19 protein-coding genes and 1 tRNA gene are annotated in these 24,840 nt (G+C 63.3%); 11 read left to right on the top strand and 9 right to left on the bottom strand.

Going from position 1 to position 24,840, the window contains the following annotated elements:
* The gene (locus ACVZTU_RS04900; protein WP_139468695.1) at positions 1–1,158 is read left to right on the top strand and encodes a DNA polymerase III subunit delta'; all 1,158 of its coding nucleotides are present in this window, start codon (positions 1–3) and stop codon (positions 1,156–1,158) included.
* Between the two features lie 41 nt (positions 1,159–1,199).
* Here the strand turns inward: ACVZTU_RS04900 and ACVZTU_RS04905 are convergent, their stop codons facing one another.
* Positions 1,200–2,318: a M20/M25/M40 family metallo-hydrolase gene (locus ACVZTU_RS04905; protein ID WP_482401528.1), complete on the bottom strand. Its 1,119-nt coding sequence runs from the start codon at positions 2,316–2,318 to the stop codon at positions 1,200–1,202.
* Positions 2,319–2,528: 210 nt separating this feature from the next.
* Here ACVZTU_RS04905 and ACVZTU_RS04910 point away from each other — a divergent pair.
* Positions 2,529–2,601: transfer RNA gene (locus tag ACVZTU_RS04910), tRNA-Thr, on the top strand.
* An 83-nt stretch (positions 2,602–2,684) separates the two neighbouring features.
* On the opposite strand, the gene ACVZTU_RS04915 is transcribed toward ACVZTU_RS04910, so the two are convergent.
* Positions 2,685–3,233 (bottom strand): ureidoglycolate lyase, encoded by a 549-nt coding sequence (locus tag ACVZTU_RS04915; RefSeq protein ID WP_139468693.1) that lies wholly within the window; start codon positions 3,231–3,233, stop codon positions 2,685–2,687.
* Between the two features lie 8 nt (positions 3,234–3,241).
* The gene (locus ACVZTU_RS04920; RefSeq protein WP_139468692.1) at positions 3,242–3,922 is read right to left on the bottom strand and encodes a DUF2848 domain-containing protein; all 681 of its coding nucleotides are present in this window, start codon (positions 3,920–3,922) and stop codon (positions 3,242–3,244) included.
* 138 nt (positions 3,923–4,060) lie between these two features.
* On the opposite strand from ACVZTU_RS04920, the gene ACVZTU_RS04925 reads away from it, so the two are divergent.
* The gene (locus ACVZTU_RS04925) at positions 4,061–5,431 is read left to right on the top strand and encodes an MFS transporter (protein ID WP_248283968.1); all 1,371 of its coding nucleotides are present in this window, start codon (positions 4,061–4,063) and stop codon (positions 5,429–5,431) included.
* Between the two features lie 76 nt (positions 5,432–5,507).
* Here the strand turns inward: ACVZTU_RS04925 and ACVZTU_RS04930 are convergent, their stop codons facing one another.
* Positions 5,508–6,152 (bottom strand): GntR family transcriptional regulator, encoded by a 645-nt coding sequence (locus ACVZTU_RS04930; RefSeq protein ID WP_172173881.1) that lies wholly within the window; start codon positions 6,150–6,152, stop codon positions 5,508–5,510.
* Between the two features lie 68 nt (positions 6,153–6,220).
* Between ACVZTU_RS04930 and ACVZTU_RS04935 the strand changes: the two genes are divergently transcribed.
* The gene (locus tag ACVZTU_RS04935; protein ID WP_482401529.1) at positions 6,221–7,051 is read left to right on the top strand and encodes a carbon-nitrogen hydrolase family protein; all 831 of its coding nucleotides are present in this window, start codon (positions 6,221–6,223) and stop codon (positions 7,049–7,051) included.
* Between the two features lie 85 nt (positions 7,052–7,136).
* Here the strand turns inward: ACVZTU_RS04935 and ACVZTU_RS04940 are convergent, their stop codons facing one another.
* Positions 7,137–9,800, bottom strand: coding sequence for a LuxR C-terminal-related transcriptional regulator (locus ACVZTU_RS04940; RefSeq protein ID WP_482401530.1), 2,664 nt, complete (start codon positions 9,798–9,800; stop codon positions 7,137–7,139).
* Between the two features lie 405 nt (positions 9,801–10,205).
* Positions 10,206–10,610: a hypothetical protein gene (locus ACVZTU_RS04945; RefSeq protein ID WP_139468687.1), complete on the bottom strand. Its 405-nt coding sequence runs from the start codon at positions 10,608–10,610 to the stop codon at positions 10,206–10,208.
* Between the two features lie 252 nt (positions 10,611–10,862).
* Between ACVZTU_RS04945 and ACVZTU_RS04950 the strand changes: the two genes are divergently transcribed.
* The 3 genes from ACVZTU_RS04950 to ACVZTU_RS04960 all read left to right on the top strand — a co-directional run bounded on the left by ACVZTU_RS04950 (position 10,863) and on the right by ACVZTU_RS04960 (position 15,264).
* Positions 10,863–12,071, top strand: a complete 1,209-nt coding sequence (locus tag ACVZTU_RS04950; RefSeq protein WP_482401531.1) for an acetyl-CoA C-acetyltransferase — start codon at positions 10,863–10,865, stop codon at positions 12,069–12,071.
* A gap of 1 nt (position 12,072) precedes the next feature.
* On the top strand, positions 12,073–14,250 hold the full coding sequence (locus tag ACVZTU_RS04955; RefSeq protein ID WP_482401532.1) for a 3-hydroxyacyl-CoA dehydrogenase NAD-binding domain-containing protein: 2,178 nt from the start codon (positions 12,073–12,075) through the stop codon (positions 14,248–14,250).
* Positions 14,251–14,343: 93 nt separating this feature from the next.
* A complete protein-coding gene (locus ACVZTU_RS04960) occupies positions 14,344–15,264 on the top strand; it encodes an NADP-dependent oxidoreductase (RefSeq protein ID WP_139907208.1) in 921 nt (306 codons plus the stop codon).
* Between the two features lie 64 nt (positions 15,265–15,328).
* Here the strand turns inward: ACVZTU_RS04960 and ACVZTU_RS04965 are convergent, their stop codons facing one another.
* Entirely contained in the window at positions 15,329–15,955 is a 627-nt protein-coding gene (locus tag ACVZTU_RS04965) for a TetR/AcrR family transcriptional regulator (RefSeq protein ID WP_139907209.1), read from the bottom strand.
* A gap of 134 nt (positions 15,956–16,089) precedes the next feature.
* Between ACVZTU_RS04965 and ACVZTU_RS04970 the strand changes: the two genes are divergently transcribed.
* From ACVZTU_RS04970 to cls, 4 genes are all read left to right on the top strand, one after another.
* Positions 16,090–17,703, top strand: coding sequence for a carboxyl transferase domain-containing protein (locus ACVZTU_RS04970; protein ID WP_482401533.1), 1,614 nt, complete (start codon positions 16,090–16,092; stop codon positions 17,701–17,703).
* 17 nt (positions 17,704–17,720) lie between these two features.
* Positions 17,721–19,730 (top strand): acetyl/propionyl/methylcrotonyl-CoA carboxylase subunit alpha, encoded by a 2,010-nt coding sequence (locus ACVZTU_RS04975; RefSeq protein WP_482401534.1) that lies wholly within the window; start codon positions 17,721–17,723, stop codon positions 19,728–19,730.
* A gap of 47 nt (positions 19,731–19,777) precedes the next feature.
* Positions 19,778–20,950: an acyl-CoA dehydrogenase family protein gene (locus ACVZTU_RS04980; protein ID WP_181270910.1), complete on the top strand. Its 1,173-nt coding sequence runs from the start codon at positions 19,778–19,780 to the stop codon at positions 20,948–20,950.
* A 175-nt stretch (positions 20,951–21,125) separates the two neighbouring features.
* Positions 21,126–22,598, top strand: a complete 1,473-nt coding sequence (cls, locus tag ACVZTU_RS04985; RefSeq protein ID WP_172173863.1) for a cardiolipin synthase — start codon at positions 21,126–21,128, stop codon at positions 22,596–22,598.
* A 107-nt stretch (positions 22,599–22,705) separates the two neighbouring features.
* On the opposite strand, the gene ACVZTU_RS04990 is transcribed toward cls, so the two are convergent.
* Positions 22,706–23,635, bottom strand: coding sequence for a hypothetical protein (locus tag ACVZTU_RS04990; protein ID WP_482401535.1), 930 nt, complete (start codon positions 23,633–23,635; stop codon positions 22,706–22,708).
* 312 nt (positions 23,636–23,947) lie between these two features.
* The gene (locus tag ACVZTU_RS04995; RefSeq protein ID WP_139468677.1) at positions 23,948–24,769 is read right to left on the bottom strand and encodes an HAD-IIA family hydrolase; all 822 of its coding nucleotides are present in this window, start codon (positions 24,767–24,769) and stop codon (positions 23,948–23,950) included.
* Between the last annotated feature and the right edge of the window lie 71 nt (positions 24,770–24,840).

Here is a 24,840-nt window from a genome sequence, read left to right on the forward strand (position 1 = left end):
GTGAGCGTCTTCGACGAACTCGTCGGCCAGGATGACGTCGTCACCCAGCTCGGCTATGCCCTGGACAACCCGGCGGCGATGACCCATGCGTGGCTGTTCACCGGTCCTCCCGGCTCAGGGCGATCCAATGCGGCTCGGGCCTTCGCAGCGGCCCTGATCTCCGGTGGCACCGAATCGAACGACGTGACCGCCAGGGTGCTGTCGGGACATCACGAGTCGCTGACGATCATGTCGACGCAGAAGTCGGTCATCTCGATCGAAGAGGTCCGCGAACTCGTATCCAAGGCTCAGTCGTCGCCGGTGAACTCGAAGTGGCGTGTCGTCATCATCGAAGATGCCGATCGGATGATGGAGCGGACGGCGAACGTGCTGCTCAAAGCCATCGAAGAACCTCCTCCGGGAACTGTGTGGCTGCTGTGTGCACCGAGCCCGATCGATGTGCTGACCACCATCCGATCGCGGTGTCGCCCGGTACGCCTGCGTATTCCTTCTCGGGAGGCCGTGGCACAGCTGTTGATTCAGCGTGATAGTGTCTCGGAGGATCGTGCCCATTGGGCTGCGGCCGTGGCTCAGAACCACATCGGGCGCGCGAAATACCTGGCGCTCAACGAGTCGGCCGACGCCGAACGCAAACAGATCCTCGCCATCCCCGGCAAGCTCACCTCGGTGGGGGCGACGATACGTTTGGCCGGTCGCATCGTCGACGCAGCGGCAGAGACCGCGAAGTCACGAGTCGAAGAGCGCAATGCCGCCGAGCGGACTCAGCTTCTGACCACATTGGGGGTCGAAGGGGAGAAGACGATTCCGCCCTCGGCCAGAGCGCAGATCAGAAAGCTCGAGGAAGAGCAGAAGCGCCGTTCGGTGCGGGCCCGCAACGATGAGCTCGACCGGATCTTCCTCGAGCTCATGAGCCTCTACCGTGACATCCTCATGTACCAGCTGGGGATCCGAGACGGGTGGATCAACGCCGGCGAAGTCGATCTCATCGCCGAACAGGCGAACCGGGACGGCCCCGACACCACTTTGCTGCGCATCGATGCGATCACCGAGGCCCGGCAGCGCCTGCAGACGAACATGTCGCCCGTGCTCATCGTCGAAGCAGCCTTCGTGCTGCTGTCGAACCCCTGGCTGCAAGAGGACCGCACGGGCGCACTCTGATCGCCGACGGTTGGGCGCGCCGGGGGAATGGCCGAAGACGCTCAGTCGTCGCCGAGGAGTTCTGCTACGAGTGCTGCGGTGAGTTCGATGCGGCGGGGAATCCAGATCTGCAGAGCGTGTTCGGTCCGGGCGTGGGAACCTCCGCCGACGGTGCCGAGGCCGTCGAGGGTCGGCGTCCCGACTCCGGCGGTGAAGTTGCCGTCCGACCCGCCGCCGACTGCGACTGACCGCAGCGGGGGATGCCCGAGTCGTCCTGCCAGTCGTTGGGCACGGGCATACAGGCCCATCGCCATGTCCTCTTCGAGCGGGGCGCGGTTGATTCCGCCTTTGAGTTCGATCTTCGCACCGGCCACGCTGGGCGTCAGGGCGCGCAGAGCCTCATCGATGCGCACCTGTTCATCCGCCGAGGCTGCCCTGGAGTCGATGCCGACGACGGCTTTGGCCGGTACGGTGTTTGTGGTCGATCCGCTGGTCATCACGGTCGGGACTACAGAGGTCCCGACAGAGGGTTTGTGCAGTGCAGCGATCTCGATGACCTGGTTGGCCACTTCGATGGTGGCGTTGATGCCCTTCTCCGGTTCTACTCCGGCATGCGATGCCAGACCGGTGACTTCGAGCTGGTAGATCGCCACGCCTTTGCGAGCGATCTTGACGGCACCGTCGGCGGCACCGCTTTCGAACACGAGGGCGGCCTTCGCTCCGCGCGCTTCGTTTTCGATGATCTGCCGGGAGCCAGGGGAACCGAGTTCTTCATCGGCAGTGATGAGGAGGCTGACGCCATCGAGATGGCCGAGTTCGGCGCGGACCTTCGCCAACGCGTAGATTGCGATGAGCAGTCCGCCCTTCATGTCATCGGCGCCGGGTCCGCGAACAACTCCGTCCTTGACCGAATACGGAAAATCAGCGAGCGTTCCCGTCGGCCAGACGGTGTCGTGGTGGCCGATGAGCACGACTTTGCGCGGTCCGGTGCCGAAACGCCACAGCACATGCGGGTGGCCGTCGGTCTCGACGATCTGAGGTGCGGCACCGAGCATTCCGGTGCCGATTCGCGAGACGAGCCGTGCACTGCGGGCCAGGGAAGAGAGGTCGTTGGAGAACGACTCGCATTCGATGAGCGCCTGGAAATCACTCATGAAATCGTCGGAGTCGAACTCTGCCATGGATGTCTCACCTTCTCGCTTGTCAGCCAACTGTTCTTTCAAGGTTAACTGGTGCCCGGTCGCGGCCCGGCGGCACCCGCTCAGGGGCGGGCCAGGTGGTCGGTTGTCGCCGTCCGGCGAGGGGGTGACGAAGCTCTCTGCCGGAACCGCCCTGGAGGGTGATCGTCGTTTTGACCGCTGGCAGAGAAGTTGGCTAAAGTTGGTTCGGTTGCCGCCTTAGCTCAGTCGGCAGAGCGATTCACTCGTAATGAATAGGTCGCGGGTTCGATTCCCGCAGGCGGCTCGGCAACAGCCCCTCCCACCAGGACAGACTCTGGTGCGGGAGGGGCTTTCTCGTGGCCGAAGTGCCTGTTAGGCGAGACCCTCTCAGCCGGGAGGCGGAGCGAAGACGGTCTCACTTGCTTGGCAACCCGTCTGCAGGCTGCGGCTGAGATCGTCGGTGGTGCTCACTCGGCTGACCATCAGACACAGCGCTTCGCCATCGACGGACGTCGTCGTGTGAAAGCTGCCTGGAGACATGACGATTCCCTGCCCCGGGCGGACAAGAAACCGATTGACCGTTCCGTCGTCGACATCGTCTCGGAACAAGTGCTGGACGATCGTACCGGTGATCGGAATGAGCGCCTGCTCCGTGAGCAGATGCGCTTCGAAATCCTCCGGTGGCTCTGCGCGGTCGTAAGAAACCCACAGCAGATCGGTCGTTCCGTCGGCGCCTGGTTCGAAAAGGGAAGCACGGAAGAACGAGGTCGCTGCTGACAGGAATGCTGACGAACCGGGCACCTGCTGGGCGTGGAAATCCATCACCCTGCCGAACGGCGCGAAGGCTTCCGGCGTCAGCTCGAGCATTCCGTCCCCCGCGAGGTCGGAGTTCTCGCGCCGACCCAAGGTCACGTGAGAGCGGGAAGGAGACTTCACGGTTCACTTCACCCGACCGGCTCAGGCATCTTTTCCACGGTGTAGGACATTTCGATGCTGTCCTCGGTGCGCGGGTCGAACAGGCGCACTCGCCAGAGTGAGGCGAACTGGTCAACACCTTCAGCCATGGGGATGGTGCCAGAGATGAGGACGGTGCCCGGCTGCGCGACCTCCTTGGCCTTGAGTTCGTCAAGCCAATAGCTCGGAGGCAGCAGATCGGCAAAGCTTCCATCCTGAAGCTGTGATTCGACGCCACCCGCATCAGTGACGAAGGACTCGATGCGGATCTCGTCGATGTGATCGGCAATTTCCTCATAGACCCATGCACGCTTGGCCAGAATGTTCGGTGCAGCATTCTTGCTCCATGCCACTCCATACACTTCGAGGTCGCGATCGGTCTGATCGCTGGCTGCGGTGATGAGTACGCCGCGGTCCGATACGACCAGCGCCCATTCCGCCTCTCCAGAAGATTTTCCGTGCTGGACCGTCACGGTCTCAGCCTGTTGAGCAAGGTAAGGAGACACGGGGTATAGGGCGGGCACCTGGCTGGGGCCAGGTACTCCGAGAGCGGCCAACTCGTCAATGTGATGCTGAACCGCTTCTTGGTTTCGACCGGCATAGCCCGCGTTGAGAAGCCTGTCGACGTGTACGTCAACGGTGGTCTTGTCCGGGAGTTCGAAGGTAAGCATCGTGTGTTCTTCCTTGTCGTCGATGAGGTTTCACGTGATGTTGTCTCATTGTATACAGCCTGTATACTGTTAGCGCAATCACAGTTCTTGCCGCAGAGTCGCAGGCGAGCATTGTCCAGACAGATGAAAAGGATTGCTATGCAGAGTGCATCAACAACCCGTCCGCCGGTGGCGCGGAAGGATCTCATCAAGGCATTCGCCGCCAGCCTGAGCGGCACCACGCTCGAGTGGTACGACTTCGCCATCTATTCGGCAGCGGCGGCCATCGTCTTCCCCGTGCTCTTCTTCCCTTCGGGCGACCCGATGGTCGGCGTGCTGTTGGCCTTCTCGACCTATGCAGTCGGCTACGTCTCTCGGCCGTTGGGCGGAATCGTCTTCGGCCGCCTCGGCGACAAAGTCGGTCGAAAGAAAGTCCTGGTCTGGACTCTTGTGCTCATCGGAGTCTCGACATGTCTCATCGGCATCCTTCCGACCTACCAGAGCATCTCCCTGTGGGCTCCGCTCTTACTGGTGCTCCTGCGTTTCGCTCAGGGCATCGGTGTCGGCGGTGAATGGGGCGGCGCTGTCCTCCTGTCTAGCGAATACGGAGATCCGCGCTATCGCGGCTTCTGGTCGTCAGCTGCTCAGATCGGACCTCCGGCCGGCAACCTCATGGCCAATGGTGCCTTTGCGGGTCTGACTCTCGCCCTCAGCGAAGAGCAGTTCTTCGCTTGGGGCTGGCGTGTGGCGTTCCTCGTGTCGGCGGTGCTCGTGCTCTTCGGTCTGTGGATCCGTCTCAAGCTCGAAGACACCCCGGTATTCAAGGCAGTCGAACAGTCGGGTGAGCGTCCCGAGAAGCCGATCACAGAACTTCTGCAGACCGAGTCGCGCCCGCTGTTCTCGGCGATCCTCGCCCGCATCGGGCCCGATGTCACCTACGCACTCTTCACAGTCTTCACCCTCGCCTACGGCACGATTGTGCTCGACCTCGACCGGACCACGGTGTTGGGCGCGGTCATGCTCGGCTCAGCTTTCCAGGTCATCTGCATCCCGCTGGCCGGCTACCTCTCAGACATCATCAACCGGCGTCTTGTCTATGGTGTCGCTGCGGTGGGCGCAGTGGCGTGGACCTTCGTTTTCTTCACCAAGCTCGAAGCAGGAGACGCCACCTGGATGTACGTCGGCATCCCCGTCGGACTGTTCTTCCACTCGCTCATGTACGGGCCGCAGGCGGCGTTCGTCGTCGAGCAGTTCACACCTCGACTGAGGTACACAGGTTCGTCACTGGCATACACCATCGCCGGTGTGCTCGGCGGGGCGATCGCTCCGATGATGTTCACGCTGCTGCTCGACAACACCGGAACCTGGGTCTGGGTGGCCGTGTATTTGGCCGGAGCCGTGACTCTCACGTTGATCGGTCTGATCATGGGACGCAACAACAACGTGCAGGAGGACGTCGACCATCTTGCGAAGCTCGCCGCTGCGCAGCGTTCGGCTGAAGTCATCGATGAGGCGGCGCCGAGTCATTGAGTTCGGTCAGTCATGTGCTCCGACTGCGACTAACAGTCGGGGCACATGACTGGCCTTCTCGCGGCGAATGTGGCACTCAGCGGGACAGCAGCAGATTCTGCGTCTGAGTGATGTGCTCGCAGATAGCGTTGGTAGTCGCCTCGGCATCACCGGAGCGCAGCGACTCAAGGATCTGGGAATGTTCTTCGAGCACCTGTGCCGGACGGTCGGCGCTCGTCCAGGTTGCAGAGATGCCGAAGCGGACGTGTTTGACTCGCAATCGGGTGTAGATGTCGCTGAGCACCCTATTGCCTGCGGCATCGACCATTGCGGCATGGAAACGCTGGTCGAGACTGATGAAATCCGGAATCGTGTCGTCGGCGACCGGCAGCTCCACCTGCTGCTGGTAGAGGTCATCCATGGCTGCGATCGGCGCTTCTCCGGATGCCAAGATCTGCCGAGCGGTCTCGAGCTCGATCATCTGCCGGACCTCCATCGTCTCGCGGATCTCTCGATCGTCACTGGGCCGTATGTATGCCCCGCGGTGCGGAATGAGGTCAACGAGGCCGTCAGAGGCGAGCATGATAAGCGCTTCACGAATTGGGGTGCGGGATAGGCCGAACCTCTTGACCAGATCCCCTTCGGTCAGGAAGGTGCCTTGTATAGCCGGGTCCGTCAGTACGAGGTCGCGCAGGCGCTCATAGGCAGTCCGGCGTGCAGCGGGACCTGACGATGTTTGCATACAACCCACCTTAGTCGTTTGCCGGATAACCAGCATCGGCCACGACAAGAGAAAAAGAGGAGAGATACATGAAGATCGCAATGGTGCAGATGAACTCGACTGGGGACCAGCAGGAGAATCTCGACCGAGTCGCCGAGCACACTGCCTCGGCAGTTCGGAAGGGAGCTCGCCTCGTCGTCTTCCCTGAAGCTGCCCAGATCGCTTTCGGGAACGACCTGGCGCGTGCGACCGCTGAGGATGACGGTCAGTGGTCTGAGTCGATTGCGCAGATTGCTGCAGAGAACAACACTGTAATTGCTGTCGGTGCCTTCCGCGCGGGTGAAAATGGGACGGTGGTCAACACTCTCATCGTGCGCGGAGTCGACGAAGGCCGCGAGATCAGTGTCGACTACGACAAGATCCATCTCTACGATGCATTCGGACATCGCGAATCGGACACAGTGACTGCAGGGGAGTCGGTGCGCACATTCCGCCTGGGCGGACTCACTTTCGGCCTGGCCATCTGCTATGACGTACGTTTCCCGGCACTGTTCACAGCTCAAGCTCGAGCAGGAGCAGATGCGATCATCGTCGCGACCTCATGGGGCGCGGGCCCTGGAAAAGCCGAGCAGTGGAAGCTGTTGGGTCCAGCCCGCGCCCTGGATTCGACCGCTTACGTGCTCGCCTGCGACCAAGCCGACCCCGCGGTCACAGGAATTCCGGTGAAGGACGGCAGTCCGACGGGGATCGGACACTCCTATGTGGCGTCACCGAACGGCACGCTGATCGCCGAGGCAGGGCGAGGTGAGGAGATCATCTTCGCTGACATCGACCACAGTCGAGTGGCGGCAATCCGTGGGACCCTGCCTGTCCTTCAGAACTCGCGTCTTGAAGGTGCCCTTTTCGTCGAGGGCGTCTGAACCGACTCGCCTCGGCCAGTAGGCGAAGAGACGGATGACTTCGGCCGCCGGTCGATGAATGGACAAGCAAGGCAGCCGGTGCTGCTCACTCGTCCTCGGAGCGGGCCTTGTTCTCCTGGTCCAGAGCCCGCATCAGCTCGAACCGGGACTTCACCCCGACTTTGCGGTAGATATTCGTCAGTCTCAGCTCCACCGTCCGCACCGAGACGAAGAGCTCATGGGCGATGACATGGTTCTTGTAGCCCTGAGTGAGCAGTTCGACGACCGGAAGTTCTTTGTCGTTGAGGGAATCCGTGATCGACCCGGACGACTCGGCGTGCGTTTCTCCCACGACTCGAGCGTCTCCTAAGCCGATGTCGGCGAGGACGGACCGACCGATCGCCTTCATCTCTTCGCTGTCAGCGTCATAGCCGAGTTCCTTGAGCTTATGGGCATAGGCCAAGAACGTCCGGCCGCGCACATATTCGAGTTCCGGACTCGTCCACGAATCGAGGAGGCGGGAGAACTCCCTCCAAGCCTCATCGCCAGACATCAGCAGCGCTCTGCTGCGCGCGGCCGCCGCTGCCGTCCAGGTCATCGGCACATCCCGCTGTGCCTGTTCGAGCTCGGCGAGGATCCGCTTGGCTTTGGAGATATCGCCGACATAGACGAGGGACTCGATGAAGTCGTCGAGATAGCGCAGAAGGTGAGGGCTGGGCAGTCGCGTCGACAGACGGTGGCAACGCGCGAAATGCCTGTTCGCGGAGGCGAAATCGCCCTCCTGCATCGCTGTTCGTGCTTCGATCGCCGCCAGCCTGCATCTCAGCAGCCAACTCGACCCCTGCGCCGTGAGTCGGCGGGCGTCGTGCACTGCGTTGCGGGCGAGATCCGAATGGCCGTCGAGGACCGCCATCATCGCGGTTCGAATGTGATCGTTGACGGACACACTCTCGTGATGGTCATTGCCGGCGGTGAGCAGTTCGTCCAATTCGCGAACGCGATGGTAGTTTCCGGCACGGCACTCGTTGTCGAACGCCACGACCCTGGACAACCTCGCCCACAGGGGTGTGAGATGAGATGACTGGTCGAAGAAGTTGCTCAACGCTGCACGAGCCTCGTCGAACCGGTCTGCCAAGGACAGAATCTGGGCGATGACGATCCATGAGAATTCGATGGCGAAGGTCCGGCGAATACGGTAGCCGATGACAACGAGTTCCTCGGTGGAGGGAAGGCATCGTCCATTGAGGGCTGCGTCGAAGAGATCGACGACTGATTCGACGACCTGAGCCACCTCTGCATCTGGGCCGAGCAGAGTTGATATCCGTTCAGCTGCTGCTCGTGCATTCTCTGCGTCCCATTGCTGGAGATAACAGAATCCCGTACTGGCCAACAGGGAGGCACAGGCTTGCGGTGATTTCTCCGCATTGCTGTCGACGACTCTCATCACATGCTGATCGTTGATCACGCTCAATTCGGCATAGTCGATGAGGATTCGCAGCCTCAGCACCGAGGGGCTGACCTCATCGGTACCTTTCCGCCCCTGCAGAAACCGCAGATATCTGCGCGCAAGGGTGTACTGGCACTGTGCCATGAGTTCTGCGGTCAGCTCCTCGACCGCCGACTCAGGCGCAGGGCCGTCAGAGAGGAGAAGAGCTCGTTCTGCCAATTCCAGTCCGTGAAGTATCTGACCGCCTCGGACACATTCGGTTGCACACATCAACAGGCCGACGACTCTTTCGGCATCGATGGCAGCGAAACTGGTGTGCCACATGTGCAGCACAGCCTCATCGTCCGCGAGCTCATCGGCGATCGCCGCATGAAGACGATAACGTTCGGTGTCGGTCATCGAATAGTAGACAACCGATCGGATGCGTGGATCGCAGACCTCGACGCCGTTCCGCATCTGTCGGACCAATCCCTGTGCGACGAGGTCCTCGATGCTTCCCTCACCGGCCTGCGCGACCTGCTCGGCGATGTGGGTGGGAATGTACGCACCGCATGAGATGACTCTGAGCGCATCCAGCATCTGTATGGAGCAGTTCTCGAACGAGCGCCCCGCTGTCTCCTGAAGCTCGGGACCGGGCCTGAGGGGAAGCGAGAGAGCTTCGTTCTCGTAGAGCGCTCCAGGGCGAATCGCCGAGAGGAGCGATTCGAATGACCCGGGATTGCCTGCACTGCACCTGGCGACAATTTCGAGCACGCTCTTCCACGCCAGAGGCGACGTCGAGGACAATCCCAACTCGATGAGCGATTCGACCTTGAGCGGGCTCAGGACGACCCGTGGAAAGCTGCTCAGGGGTCCGGATCTGTCGATCGACCGGACCGAGAGGATCGCGCGCAGATTCTTGACGCTGCGACGTCGCAGCAGATAGCCGATCACCTCGAGACTGGCCGGATCCATCAGATCGGCATCATCGACGATGACCGCGAAAGCGTTGAAAGCTCTCTGCCGCAGAGAAGCGTCGAGGTTCTCTGCGACGGCAAAAGTCGATCGTTCATCGGTGGACAACGTGATCAGCGACCGTAGGCTCGTCCCGACGGCATCGTCGACAGCCGCGAGGAACGCAGAAAGTCCGGAGAGTCGCCACTCCCTTTCGACCGGGTTGGCACGCACGATGCTCACCGAAAGGGTGGTTGCATCAGCCACAGAAGTGAGGAGAGTGGTACGCCCCGAACCGGCAGGGCCGGTGACGACGACCGTGTCGGACCCGGCTCCTCTGGTTACGCTCAGCAGTTCGCTGAGCTCGTTTTCGCGTAGGTTCTGGATCATCGAAGGTGCTCGCTTCTCGGTATCGCCTGCTCCACAGACCGCGGTGCGAAACGAGGAACGCACCAGGCTCAGAAGAAGCCTGTGAAAGGTGGGGAGCGGGAAACCCTGGCGCAATGGGTGGGTCGCGCATCTGGGGGAGTGGTCTGCGGATAGGGGATCAACGTGTTCCCGGGGTGGAAACTGCAGATGATGCTACCGAACATCAGGCGATTTCCGCGGAGAAAATGTTTCAGTCATTGAATAGTTTCGCGAAACTGTGGAATTTGCGGGATCTGAGCCACGGAAGACATCGGGCCCGTCTCGACATGATCTGCCATGTCGAGACGGGCCCGAGAATTGCGAAGGGGCATCCCCGCCGCCGGAAAGAGAATCGGCACGAGGTCCGAGCGCAGTGTGACTCAGCCGTCAGCGCTTCTTCACCGGTTTGAACGACGTCGAGCACTTCCACGTCGTCTTGCCCTTCTTTGCCGTCACGGTCACCTTGACAGCCTTACCTGGGGTAGCGCCGGAGATGTAGTACTTCAGAGAGGCCTTGCCCTTCTTTGACGCAGTGGCCTTCTTCTTCGTCTTCGTCGTCTTGTAGTGGGCAAGGGTCTCGACCTTGGCCTTCGAGCCGACCTTCGAGACATTGACCCAGGTGTTCGAGTACTGGCGGGGCTTCGAATTCGACATCTTCACTGCGCATTTCTTCGTCGCAGCTTCGGCGGGTGCCGCGTCGACGGCGATGGGGCCGGCGAGCAGGCCGACAGCAAGGGTCAGTGCCATGAGCTTCGAGCCCGTCTTCGTGCGGGCAAGGGTGGTCAAGGACATGATTCTCCAATGGGTTCCGAGTTGATGCGTCGACTTATCATAATCACGTCTATAGTCGAAAGGAAACGCGGAATATTCGACAACTGAAGAAGTTGCGGAAGTGCGAGTGTGCAACCGAATTCACTCTGCTTGCGCCGGCGCTCGTGCGTGTGTTGCCCGTCACTCGAAACTGGGACACAATAGGGGTGCGAATATTACTGAACGATCGATCAGATCTTATGGTCGGTCTTCCATCCAGACTGTGAGGAACACATGAGCGAAGCGTTCATCTATGACGCAGTGCGCACCCCACGCGGCAAGAACCGCGGCGGAGCGCTGCACAGCGTCAAACCCATCGATCTCGTGACCGGACTCATCGACGCCATTCGCGAGCGCAACCCCGATCTCGACGACAAAGCCATCGACGACATCGTCCTCGGCGTTGTGTCCCCGGTCGGCGAGCAGGGGTCGGATATCGCCCGCGTCGCCGCCATCGTTGCTGGCCTCGACGAGTCCGTCGCTGGCGTTCAGGTCAACCGCTTCTGCGCCTCCGGGCTCGAAGCCGTCAACATCGCCGCCCAGAAGGTCGGCTCCGGCTTCGAGAACCTCGTCCTCGCCGGAGGCGTCGAATCCATGTCCCGTGTGCCGTTGGGATCCGACGGCGGAGCCTGGGCACAGGATCCGACGACGAACTATGACACGTACTTCGTGCCGCAGGGCATCGGTGCCGACCTCATCGCCACCACAGAGGGCTTCAGCCGGGCAGACGTGGATGCCTTCGCCGCCGAATCGCAGAAGCGTGCCGCTGCTGCCTGGGAGAACAACCTCTTCGAAAACTCGATCATCCCGGTCAAGGACATCAACGGCATCACCGTGCTCGACCGCGATGAGCACATGCGTCCCGGCTCGACCGTCGAATCGCTGTCGCAGCTGCCACCGGCATTCTCCAAGCTCGCCGCACAGACCGGATTCGACGAGGTGGCTCTGCAGAAGTACCACTGGATCGAAGCCATCGACCACGTCCACACCGCCGCGAACTCCTCGGGAATCGTCGACGGCGCCTCGTTGGTCATCCTCGGCGACGAGGAAGTCGGCCAGAAGATGGGGATGAAACCCCGTGCCCGCATCGTCTCCACCGCGGTCACCGGCTCGGAACCCACGATTATGCTCACCGGTCCGACTCCGGCGACGAAGAAGGCCCTCGACAAAGCCGGCATGACCGTCGATGACATCGATCTGTTCGAACTCAACGAGGCATTCGCCGCCGTCGTGCTCAAGTGGATGAAGGACCTCAACGTCCCCCACGAGAAGGTCAACGTCAACGGCGGAGCTATCGCCATGGGCCACCCGCTGGGAGCCACCGGCGCCATGATTCTGGGCACTGTCCTCGACGAACTCGAGCGCCGCGACCTCAAGCGTGGACTCGTCACCCTGTGCATCGGCGCAGGCATGGGCATCGCGACGATCATCGAAAGGGTCTGACATGACGAACACTCAAACCACAGCTGCCGACTACCAGCGCAACACCGATGCCGAAGGCATCGTCACCGTCGTCATCGACGAACCCGGTGCCAAGGTCAACACCATGAACGACTACTTCGCAGCTGCCCTGGAGGCGACCGTGGAGTGGCTCGAAGCCAATGTCGATGACATCACCGGCGTCGTGCTGACCTCTCCGAAGAAGACCTTCTTCGCCGGCGGAAACCTCAACAAGCTGCGTGCGGCCGATCCGGCCAATGCTGAAGAGGAGTTCGCGACCGTCGAACACCTCAAGAAGGTGCTGCGTCGCCTCGAGACCTTCGGCAAGCCGGTCGTCGCCGCCCTCGGCGGTGCGGCACTGGGCGGCGGACTCGAACTCGCCCTGGCTGCTCACCACCGGATCGCAGCCGATGACAACCCGAGCGCCCGCTTCGGCTTCCCCGAGGTCTCACTCGGCCTGCTGCCCGGCGGCGGCGGAGTCGCCCGGTCGGTGCGCATGCTCGGCATCCAGACCGCACTGCAGAAGGCCATCCTGCCGTCGACGAAGTTCAAGGCCGCCGACGCCCAGGCGCTCGGCCTCATCGACGAACTCGCCCCCGCGGCCGAACTCGAATCCAAGGCCAAGGCCTGGATCAAGGCCAACCCCGAGGCTGTGCAGCCGTGGGACGTCAAGGGCTTCAAGATCCCCGGCGGCTCCCCGTCCTCGCCGAAGATCGGCGCGATGCTTCCCGCGCTGCCGTCCTTGCTGCGCAAGCAGGGCAAGGGTGCGCCGATGCCGGCTCCGCGAGCTGTGGTCGCCGCTGCGGTCGAAGGCGCACTGGTCGACATCGACACCGCACTGACGGTCGAGTCCCGCTACTTCGTCAACGTCACCCATACTCCGGTGGCGAAGAACATGATCAAGGCGTTCTTCTTCGACCTCGGCCACATCAACTCCGGCGGCTCGCGCCCTGACGGTGTCACACCTCGTCAGGTGAAGAAGCTCGGCGTGATCGGTGCCGGAATGATGGGGGCGGCGATCGCCTACAGCGCAGCGAGGTCCGGTATCGAGGTCGTCCTCAAGGACGTCGAGCTCGCCAATGCGGAGAAGGGCAAGGCCTACGCCGCCAAGCGTGAGGAATCGGCCTTGGCCAAGGGCAAGACCACCGAGGCGAAGTCGCAAGCTGTCCTCGACCGGATCACCCCGAGTGCCTCGGCCGAGGATTTCGCCGGTGTCGACTTCGTCATCGAGGCGGTCTTCGAGTCCGTCGATCTCAAGCAGAAGGTGTTCCAGGAGATCCAGGACATCGTCGAGCCTGATGCGGTCCTCGGTTCGAACACCTCGACCCTGCCGATCACCGACCTGGCCAAGGGCGTCACCCGGGACAAGGACTTCATCGGTGTCCACTTCTTCTCACCGGCCGACAAGATGCCGCTGGTCGAGATCATCTGCGGTGAGAACACCTCCGACGAGGTCCTCGCCCGCACCTTCGACCTCGTGCAGCAGATCCGGAAGACTCCGATCGTCGTCAACGACTCGCGCGGATTCTTCACCTCCCGCGTCATCGGCACCTTCATCGCCGAGGCGGTCGCCGCCGTCGGCGAAGGCGTGGAGCCGGCCAGCGTGGAACAGGCGGCACTGCAGGCCGGGTACCCCACCGGTGCCCTGCAGCTGCTCGACGAACTGACGCTGACCCTGTCGCAGAAGATCAACAAGGAGACCCGCGACGCGGTCGAGGCCGCTGGCGGCACCTGGATAGCCCACCCCTCCGAAGCCGTCTTCGACTGGATGGTCGAGCAGGGACGGACTGGACGCAAGGACGGCGCCGGCTTCTACGACTACGACGAGAACGGCAAACGCACCACGCTGTGGCAGGGGGTGCGCGACAAGTACGAATCGGGATCGAATGATCAGCCCTTCGCCGATCTGCAGGAGCGGATGCTCTTCGCCGAGGCGATCGAGACGATCAAGTGCCTCGACGAGGGTGTGCTCACCTCGGTGCCGGACGCGAACATCGGTTCGATCTTCGGCATCGGATTCCCCGCGTGGACCGGCGGCGTGCTCCAGTACGTCAACCAGTACGAAGGCGGTCTGGCCGGCTTCGTCGACCGGGCGAATGATCTGGCTGCGAAGTACGGCGAGCACTTCACACCGCCGGCCTCGCTGGTCGAACGCGCGAAGACCGGGGAAACCTACGAGTAAGAGGAGACCCCTGGAATAGCCTGATGGCCTTCCGGTGTTGTCCAGTCACACTGAGACTTCAGTGTCACTGACATCTACCGGAAGGCCATTGCCATGCGCGCCGCCGTCTATGACGCCTACACCGAGAACTTCGACGACATCACCGTCCGCGAGCTGCCCGATCCGAAGCTGCCGCCCGCCTCGGTGCTCATCGAAGTCAAGGCTGCCGGAGTCAACCCGGTCGACTGGAAGCTCGTCGGCGGGCACCTCGACCCAGTCATGCCCACGCAGTTCCCCGTCATCCCGGGCTGGGACGTCGCCGGTGTCGTCGTCGGACTCGGCTTCGACACCCCGGAATTCTCCATCGGCGATGAAGTCGTCGCCTATGCACGCAAGGACGTGCTCGGCGGTGGGACCTTCGCCGAGAAGGTCGCCGTCCCCGTGCGTGCGGTCGCCCCGAAGCCGAAGAGTCTGAGCTGGGAACAGGCAGGCGGACTGCCGTTGGCCGGCGGCACCGCTCTGCGGACCCTCGAGTCCCTCGGCGACCTGGAGGGCAAGACCGTGCTCATCCACGGAGCCTCCGGGGGAGTGGGCGGCTTCGCCGTGCAGATCGCCCGAGCCGCCGGAGCACGCGTCATCGGCACCGCGTCCGAAGCCAATCATGAATACCTGCGCGGACTCGGCGCCGAGCCCGTGACCTACGGCGACGGCCTGGTCGAGCGCGTTCTCGAGGCTGCCGGCGGCGAGGTCGACGGGGTCGCGGACTTCGTCGGGGGAGTCCTCGACGACACCCTGGCCGTGCTCGCCGAGGGCGGAGCGCACGCCTCGGTGGCCGATCCCAGTGTCGCCGAGCACGGCGGACGCTACATCTGGGTGCGTCCCGACGGCTCCGAGACTGCTCGCCTCGGTCTCCTCGTCGACGAAGGAAAACTCACCGTCGACATCGCAGGCACCTACGGCCTCGACGATGTTCCCCGGGCCTTCAAGGACAGCGCCACCGGTCACGTCCGCGGCAAGCTCGTCATCGTGCCCTGAATATCGGCTATACCGTCCTCGGTGATCGAAATATCGCCGAGGCGGGACTCGGCTGATCCGGTGATCAGCTGAGTCCCAGCGCCGCGGCCGCTGCGGCGCGCAATTCGACCCCGACCACCTCGGCGCTGGAGCGACGAGCCTGGTGCGGGGTCGAATTCATCATCCCGAACGCCGCATGCACGCGCACAGTGGCCGATTCCAGAGTCCACGCCGGATGGGCGGCCTCGACGACCTCCGCCCACCGACTGACATAGGCACGCTGGAGACGGCGCACGGTCCGTCGCGATTCGTCCGGCAGCGCCTCGAGGTCACGGTCCTGGATGCGGATGAGCTCGGGCTCGCTCATGGCGAAGTCGACATGGAAGTCGATGAGACGCCGCAGGGTCGGGACCGCCTCGGTGGGGGAGATCCCCGACGCGGTGTCCCATGCCGCGGAGACGATCTCCTCGCCTCCGGACTGGAGATACGCAGAGATGCCGACGAGGAGCTCCTCGAGCACGGCCTCCTTCGACGAGAAATGCCGGTAGACCGCCGGCGCCGAGATCCCCGCACCTTTGCCCAGGTCGTCGAGGCGCACCCCATGGAAGCCGTGCCGGGCATAGAGCGTCTTCGCGACCTCGAGCAGCTGCTCGCGCCTGGCTGCCTTCGCCGCTGCCCGCGCCGTCGGCTTGGCCTCGTCCGAGATCGACATCCGGCCTCCTTCCCTGAGCCTGATGCCCACCGCCTGGGACGACGTCGGTGCGGGCTGGCTCGTGCGTTGTCAGTTCTGCCTGTGAGCAGTATCATAGCAGTCAGTTAAGAATCATTAACTGAAATGAGGATGGAATGAGAGCAGTGGGAACTCCGGTCAGTCCGGCGACGGGGCAGGTCAACTCCGAGGCCCACGCCGAACTCATCGCTGAACTCCGGGAGCGCATTGCGGCCACAGCCCGCGGCGGTTCCGAGAAGTCCAGACAGCGCCATATCGATCGCGGAAAGCTGCTGCCGCGTGAGCGCGTCGAGCATCTCGTCGACCCCGGCACTCCCTTCCTCGAACTCTCTCCGCTGGCCGCCAACGGCATGTATGACGACGCCAGCCCGGGCGCCGGAATCATCACCGGAATCGGGCGGGTCGCCGGCCGCGAATGCGTGATCGTGGCCAATGACGCCACCGTCAAGGGCGGAACGTACTACCCGGTGACCGTGAAGAAGCACCTCCGGGCCCAGGAAGTCGCCAAAGAGAACAGCCTTCCGTGCATCTACCTCGTCGACTCCGGTGGCGCGAACCTGCCGAATCAGGACGACGTCTTCCCCGACCGAGAGCACTTCGGTCGCATCTTCTTCAACCAGGCCACCCTCTCAGCTGCCGGAATCCCGCAGCTGGCCGCCGTCATGGGCTCCTGCACCGCCGGCGGCGCCTACGTCCCCGCGATGGCCGACGAATCGATCATCGTCTCCGAGCAGGGCACGATCTTCCTCGGAGGCCCACCGCTGGTCAAGGCCGCCACCGGCGAGGAAGTCACCGCCGAGGAGCTCGGCGGCGGAGCGCTGCACTCCCGCGTCTCCGGCGTCACCGACCACCTCGCGGCCAATGACCCCCATGCACTGGAGATCATGCGCGACATCGTCTCGACTCTCGGGCCGAAGAGCACTCCGAACTGGGACGTCATCGAATCCCGCATGCCGGCGCACTCGCCGGAGGAGCTGACCTCGGTGGTGCCGGTGGACTCGCGCACACCGTATGACGTCCGCGAGGTCATCGCCCGCCTCGTAGACGGATCCGAGTTCCACGAGTTCAAAGCCGAATACGGCACGAGCCTCGTCACCGGATTCGCTCACCTCGAGGGACACCCCGTCGGCGTCATCGCCAACAACGGAATCCTCTTCGGCGAATCCGCGCAGAAGGGTGCCCACTTCATCGAGCTCTGCGACCAGCGCAGCGTGCCCTTGGTGTTCCTGCAGAACATCTCCGGATTCATGGTCGGCCGCGACTACGAAGCCGGCGGCATCGCCAAACACGGTGCGAAGATGGTCAACGCCGTCGCCACCGCCCGCGTCCCGAAGTTCACCGTCGTCATCGGCGGCTCCTTCGGCGCCGGCAACTACTCGATGTGCGGCCGCGCGTACTCCCCGCGTTTCCTGTGGATGTGGCCCAATGCCCGCATCTCCGTGATGGGCGGCGAACAGGCCGCCAGCGTGCTCTCGACCGTCAGGCGCGACCAGCTCGAGGCCCGCGGCGAGGAGTGGAGCGCCGAGGCCGAAGACACGTTCAAACAGCCCATCCGCGACCAGTACGAAGCCCAGGGAAACCCGTACTACTCGACGGCTCGCCTGTGGGATGACGGAATCATCGAACCCGGTGACACCCGCCGGGTACTGGCACTGGCCCTCGAACTCGCCCGCTTCGGACCGATGGAACGCCCGCTGAATGCCAGCGGCTACGGCGTCTTCAGAATGTGAGCCCCACCATGACGAAAATGTTCACAACAGTCCTCATCGCCAACCGCGGCGAGATCGCCCTGCGCGTCATCCGCACCTGCCGCCGACTCGGCATCCGCACCGTCGCCGTCTACTCCGACGCCGACGCCCGTGCGGCCCACGTCAAGGCCGCCGACACCGCGGTCCACCTGGGGCCGGCCGCCGCCTCCGAGTCCTATCTGCGCATCGACAAGGTCATCGCCGCAGCACAGGCCACGGGAGCCGAAGCCATCCACCCCGGCTACGGATTCCTGTCGGAGAACGCCGAATTCTCCGCTGCCTGCGCCGACGCCGGAATCGTCTTCCTCGGCCCCGGAGCCGACGCGATCCGGACGATGGGCGACAAGATCACCGCGAAGCAGGCTGTCTCCTCCCGCGGGGTGCCGCTCGTGCCCGGCACGAAGGACGCCGCGATGAGCGACGAGGCCCTCATTGCGGCTTCGACGGACGTCGGCTTCCCCGTGCTCATCAAGCCCTCCGCCGGCGGCGGCGGCAAAGGAATGCACGCGGTGTTCGAAGCCGACAAACTCGCCGAGGCGCTGCGGACCGCCCGCCGCGAAGCCGCGAGCTCCTTCGGCGACGACACGCTGTTCCTCGAACGCCTCGTCGCCACCCCGCGCCATATCGAAGTCCAGATCATGGCCGACGCGCACGGCAACGTCATCCACCTCGGCGAACGCGAATGCTCCCTGCAGCGCCGTCACCAGAAGGTCATCGAGGAAGCACCCTCTGCGCTGCTGGACGAAGAGACCCGCGCCCGAATCGGCCAGGCCGCCTGCGAGACCGCGAAGTCCGTCGGCTACGTCGGAGCCGGCACTGTCGAGTTCATCGTCGGGGCCGACCGTCCCGATGAGTTCTTCTTCATGGAGATGAACACCCGACTGCAGGTCGAACACCCCGTCACCGAGGAGGTCACCGGAGTGGACCTCGTCGAACTCCAACTTCGCGTCGGCGCGGGCGAAGAGCTGCCGCTGACGCAGGATGACATCACACTGACCGGGCATTCGATCGAAGCGAGAATCTACGCCGAGGATCCCTCGCGCGGATTCCTGCCCACCGGTGGGCGTGCCCTCGACGTCGTCTTCCCAACCGGTGAGGGCATCCGCGTCGATGCCGGCCTCGACGCTGGCCAGACCATCGCCTCGGACTACGACCCGATGATCGCGAAACTCATCGTCCGTGCCGACGATCGGGCAGCGGCGCTCAAGCGGCTCGATGCCGCGCTCGCCGCCTCGGCGGTGCCGGGAATCGTGACGAACATCGACTTCCTGCGCACCCTTCTCGCGCTGCCCGAGGTGATCTCCGGGGACCTCGACACCTCACTCATCGACAACCTCGGCGAGGATCAGCTGGCGCACAGCGCCGGTGAGACCCACGCGCAGCTGGCGGCCGCCGCTGTCACGGTCACTGGGGGAGCGGCAGGCACGACCCTGACCGGACCAGTCACGGACGCCGAACTGACAGCGAATCGGTCGGCCGCCTCGGCGTGGGCAGGACTCAGCGCCTGGCGCACCTCACGTCCGGACTTCCACCCCACGGTCACCCTGGCCACGGGCGGAGAGACAGTCGAAGTCGAGACTCGAGCGGGAGCCGTCGAGGTCGACGCCGACGGACTGTGGCATGTCACCCTCGACGGGATTCAGCACACGGCGCGGATCTTCTCCGATGCCCGTGACCGCAGCATCTGGGTGAGCACCGACACCGGAATCCACGTCTTCGTCCGGCCGCAGGCCGACACCTCGCTGACCCCTGGACTCGAAGGCGCCGAGGTGCTCGCACCGATGCCCGGCTCCGTCGTCGATATCAAGGTCGAAACCGGCGACCACGTCGAACAGGGCGATCCGATCGTCATCGTCGAGGCGATGAAGATGGAGCACGTGCTCACCGCACCCGCAGCCGGAATCGTCACCGTCACCGCTGTCGAAGGCGCCCAAGTCGCTCTCGACGAAGTGCTCGCCACGGTCGTCGACGAAGCCGCCGCCGAGGCCGTCGCAGACGCCACCGAATAGTCACCAGCCACTCACACCACAACCACGCCACAAGCGGGGAGGAAACTATGGAAACCTTTGTTCCGGGAATGCTGCCCGAAGAATACGAAGACCTGCGCCAAGGTGTCGCGAAATTCGCCGACGAAGAGGTAGCACCCGTCTCAGCCGAACTCGACGCCAAGCACGAGTTCCCCTACGACCTCGTTGCGAAGATGGGCGAGATGGGGCTCTTCGGCCTGCCCTTCGACGAAGAGTACGGCGGAATGGGCGGCGACTACTTCGCCCTGTGCCTGGCCATCGAAGAACTCGGCCGGGTCAACCAGTCCCTGGCCATCACGCTCGAGGCCGGGGTCTCGCTCGGGGCGATGCCGATCTACCGCTTCGGCACCGAAGAGCAGAAGAAGGAATGGCTGCCGAAGCTCACCGACGCCTCGGGCCTGGCCGCCTTCGGCCTGACCGAACCCGAGGCCGGATCCGATGCCGGCGGCACCCGGACCAAGGCCACTCTGGAGGGCGGGACCTGGACGATCAACGGCAGCAAGTGCTTCATCACGAACTCCGGCACCGACATCACCCGTCTGGTCACCGCCACCGCCGTGACCGGAACCCGAACGTCGAAGTCGGGCCGCGAAGTGCCTGAGATCTCGACGATCATGATCCCGACCGGCACCCCCGGCTTCACCGCCGAACCGGCCTATGACAAAGTCGGCTGGAACTCCTCGGACACGCACCCGCTCACCTTCGACAATGTGCAGGTGCCCGAAGCGAACCTGCTCGGCGAACGCGGACGCGGCTACGCGAACTTCCTGCGCATCCTCGACGAGGGCCGCATCGCCGTGGGCGCCCTGTCCGTCGGCGCCGCCCAGGGCTGCGTCGACGAATCAGTGAAGTACGCGAAGGAACGCCAGGCCTTCGGCAAGCCGATCGCCGACTTCCAGGGCATCTCCTTCAAGATCGCCCGCATGGAAGCACGCGTCGTCGCAGCCCGGTCGGCGTACTACCTCGCGGCTTCGCGGATGCTCGCCGGACTCCCGTTCAAGAAGGAAGCGGCTATTGCAAAGATGATCGCCGGCGAAGCAGCCATGGACAATGCGCGCGACGCCACCCAGATCCACGGCGGCTACGGCTTCATGAACGAATACCTCGTGGCTCGCCACTACCGCGACTCGAAGATCCTCGAAGTCGGCGAAGGCACCACCGAGGTCCAGCTCATGCTCATCGCCCGCGAACTCGGACTCTGAGCTCCCGCTCCTGATCTGAGAGCAGGTGCCGACCTTCCGTCGGCCACCCATGCCAGATCGCCCGCCGAGGCGGCGCCGCACATCCGTACGGACGTGCAGGTCCGCCTCGGCGGGCGATATTCTTATCCGATAACACCGTGAGGTGAGACGGCGACCGAAAGGGAAGTGGGAGCACATGGATCTCAGCATGGTGGCATCGGTGGCGACGACGACGTGGATCGTCATCGAATACATCGTGAAGATCATCGCGGTCGGTGTGGTGCCGGAGAACCGCCGCCCGTCATCGTCATCGGCATGGCTGCTGCTCATCCTGTTCGTGCCGATCGTCGGAATTCCCGCATTCCTGCTGCTCGGCAGCCCTTATATCAACCAGCGCCGGGCGCGGATCCAGGCCGAAGCGAACGAACTCATGCACGAAGGCGCCGACGACCTGCCCGATGTGCCGCCGTCTCTGGTCGCCGAGCCCGAATTCGTCTCCGTCGCCCAGCTGGGGCGGGCACTGACCGCGCTGCCGATGGTCACCGGCGACAGCCATGGGGTGATCTCCGATTACGCAGCGTCGATAGCGCGGATGGCCGAACTCGTCGACGAAGCACACGAATACGTCCACGTCGAGATCTACATCATGGCGTGGGATTCGACGACCGACGTCTTCTTCCAGGCGCTCGAGCGAGCATCTGCGCGCGGGGTCGAAGTCCGTGTCCTCTTCGACCACATCGGATCCCGGAAGTATCCGGGATTCCACCGGCTCGGCAAACGACTGAACGCGGCCGGCATCGAATGGCACCTGATGCTGCCGTTCATTCCATGGCGAGGCAAGGCTCGGCGCATCGACCTGCGCAACCACCGCAAGCTGCTCGTCATCGACGGCAAGCGGGCGATGATGGGTTCGCAGAACATGATCGATTCGAGCTACCTCAACAGGAAGAACTCACAGATCGGCCGGAACTGGCACGACATCATGGTCGAGCTCTCCGGGCCCATCGTCGCCGGAATCGAGGCGGTGTTCTCCACCGACTGGTATTCCGAATCGGGACAGGCTCTGGGCATCCGCCCGTACGAGCGCGACGGCAACGAGCCCGAAGTAGGCGGGGCGACGAGCGCGATGCAGCTGGTTCCTTCGGGGCCCGGGTTCACGACCGCTCCGAACCTCAAGGTCTTCACCTCGATGATGTACCTGGCGCAGAAGCGTCTGGCCATCGTCAGCCCCTACTTCGTGCCCGACGAATCGCTGCTGGCCGCCGTGGAGACCGCGGCCAGGCGTGGGGTCGACGTCGAACTCTACGTCAGCGAGCAGGCGGACCAGTACATGGTCGACCGGGCACAGTCGTCTTACTACCGGTCGCTGCTCGAAGCTGGGGTGCGGATCTTCCTGTACCCGAAACCCGCCGTGCTGCACACGAAGTGCTTCATCGTCGACGACCTCTATGCTGTGATGGGCTCATCCAACATGGACATGCGCTCGTTCGGCCTCAACTACGAGATCAGCCTGCTGACCACCGGCGGCGACCTGGTCGACGACATCATCGATGTCGTCGCCGACTACCAGGGCGTCAGCGACGAACTCACCCTGGAGGAATGGGAGAAGCGGCCATGGCCCCGCCGCTATATGGAGTCCGTCATGCGCCTGACGTCGTCGCTGCAGTAGGCGGGCTGGGGAGGCTGCTTCGCCGAGAAACGGGCAGCGGCACGGCTGCTTCGCCGAGAAACGGGCTGAGTGTCGAGAAACGGGTGCGTACACCCGTGTTTCGACACTCAGCCCGTTTTTCGCTGATCAGTCGTCTCGATGGCCCGCTTGATCGCAGCGAAGATGCGAGGTCTGAAGAGGTCGCCGAAGCTCAGGTTGAAGACCTTGAAGCCGGCGTTGAGAAGATCCATATTGCGCTGATGACTCAATTTGGCCGCCTCATCAGGGCCGTGAGGGTTGAGATAGAACTTGCCGAGACCGTGGACTTCCACTGCGACAGCAGCGGACTTGTGCCGAAAGTCATTGCGTCCGATGAACTTGCCCGACTCTGTGAACGTGTCGACCTGCGGGACCATTCCGGTTACTCCGAAGCGATGGAACTTCACTGCGCAGACCGCCTCGGCTGGAGATTCATATTCGGCGTTCGAGAGATCAACGGCCAAGAGGGCTCTTCGGCGTCCGCGTTGCCCTTTCGCCAACAGATCGGTGATGTCTGCCCGGTCCACCTCTCCCGAACGGAGTGCTTGAGAGATGAGCGGTACAGAAACTTCGAGCGAACGGTCAAGAGCAACGTCAGCCAGAGTCCTGGGCAGAGTGGTGACCGGATAGGCGAACTCGGATGAGACCTGTTCCGGTGGAAGTCTGCGCGAGTAGATGAACACGCCGTCGTAGTTGCGGGTAGGGGAGTTCCTGGAGATCTCGACTTTCGACGATTCGAGCACAGCGGGGTCAAGACAGTGGATGAGCGCGGCCGAAACATGAGAGAACACATCTCCCGGCAGAAGCTCACCGAGGCGGCATGCGATCTGGACCCGCAGCTCCTCGGCTTCGTCCCGCAGATCTCCGAAGGTTTTTGGAAACGAAGTGTCGTGATCCGTGGAAAGACCGCGGATGGGTCCGTGATGGCTATCATCACACGACTTGCGGATCACGTAGTGACCCTTCCTGACTAGGCGCAGGCAGCATCGTTTGGCTTCGGCCAACTGTCTGCGGGACATGCCGAGTCCACGGAGCTGTTGCGCTGTCAGCACTTGGAACATCTATCAAGGATGATCTTAAAATATGCCAAATGCAAGCAAATACTATTAAACGTGGTTTATTTGTGTGGTCAGATGGTGCAGCTTCGGCGACGGCGAAGGTGAAGGGATTGATGCAGCACGGGCCTGTGCTGGGTTGCAAGGTCGCCGGCTCCATCGAAAAACGGGCTGAGTGTCGAAACACGGGTGCGCACACCCGTGTTTCGACACTCAGCCCGTTTCTCGGCGGCCCGGGGTGCATGCTCCCTGTCTCTCGGCGAAGGAGTGCGTGCCTCAGGCAGAGCCTGTGGGGTCGGGGCCGAGGTCGCCGCGGCTCTCCAGCGGCACGTCCAGCAGATTGTGGACGCCGTCGACGATCTCGTTGGGTCGGAACGGAAAGCGGCGGACATCCTCGGCGGTGGAGATTCCCGACAGCACGAGGACCGTGTGCATGCCCGCTTCCATGCCCGCGATGATGTCGGTGTCCATGCGGTCGCCGATCATTGCGGTGCTCATCGAATGGGCGCCGATCCTGTTCAGGGCCGAGCGGAACATCATCGGGTTGGGCTTGCCCACGACGTAGGGTTCGCGGTTCGTCGCCTTCGTGATGAGAGCGGCGATGGCGCCGGTGGCAGGCAGGACGCCCTCGGGGGAGGGGCCGGTGGCGTCGGGGTTCGTGACGATGAAGCGGGAGCCGGCGTCGATGAGGCGGATCGCCTTCGTGATCGCCTCGAACGAATATGAATGGGTCTCGCCGACGACGACGAAGTCCGGGTCGTGCTCGGTCATGACGAACCCGGCCTCGTGGATCGCCGTGGTCAGCCCCGCCTCGCCGACGACATAGGCCGTGCCGTGCTCGACCTGATTGGACAGGAAATCCGCGGTGGCCATCGCAGAGGTCCAGATGTTCGACTCGGGGACGTCGAGCCCGTTCGAGCGCAGCCGGGCGGAGAGATCACGAGCGGTGTAGATGGAGTTGTTCGTCAGCACCAGGTAGGGGATATCGGCCTGACGCCACTGGGCGAGCAGCTCTGCGGCTCCCGGCAGAGGATTGTTCTCCTTGACCAGGACACCGTCCATATCGGTCAGCCAGCAGTCGATCGAATCGCGATCCATGTCTCTCCTCGAGCTCGGGGTGGGCCGAAGCGGCTGCTTCCAGCCTAGTCGGGTTGGGCGCAAGTGTGCTG

The organism is Brevibacterium sp. OS20, from assembly GCF_056837565.1.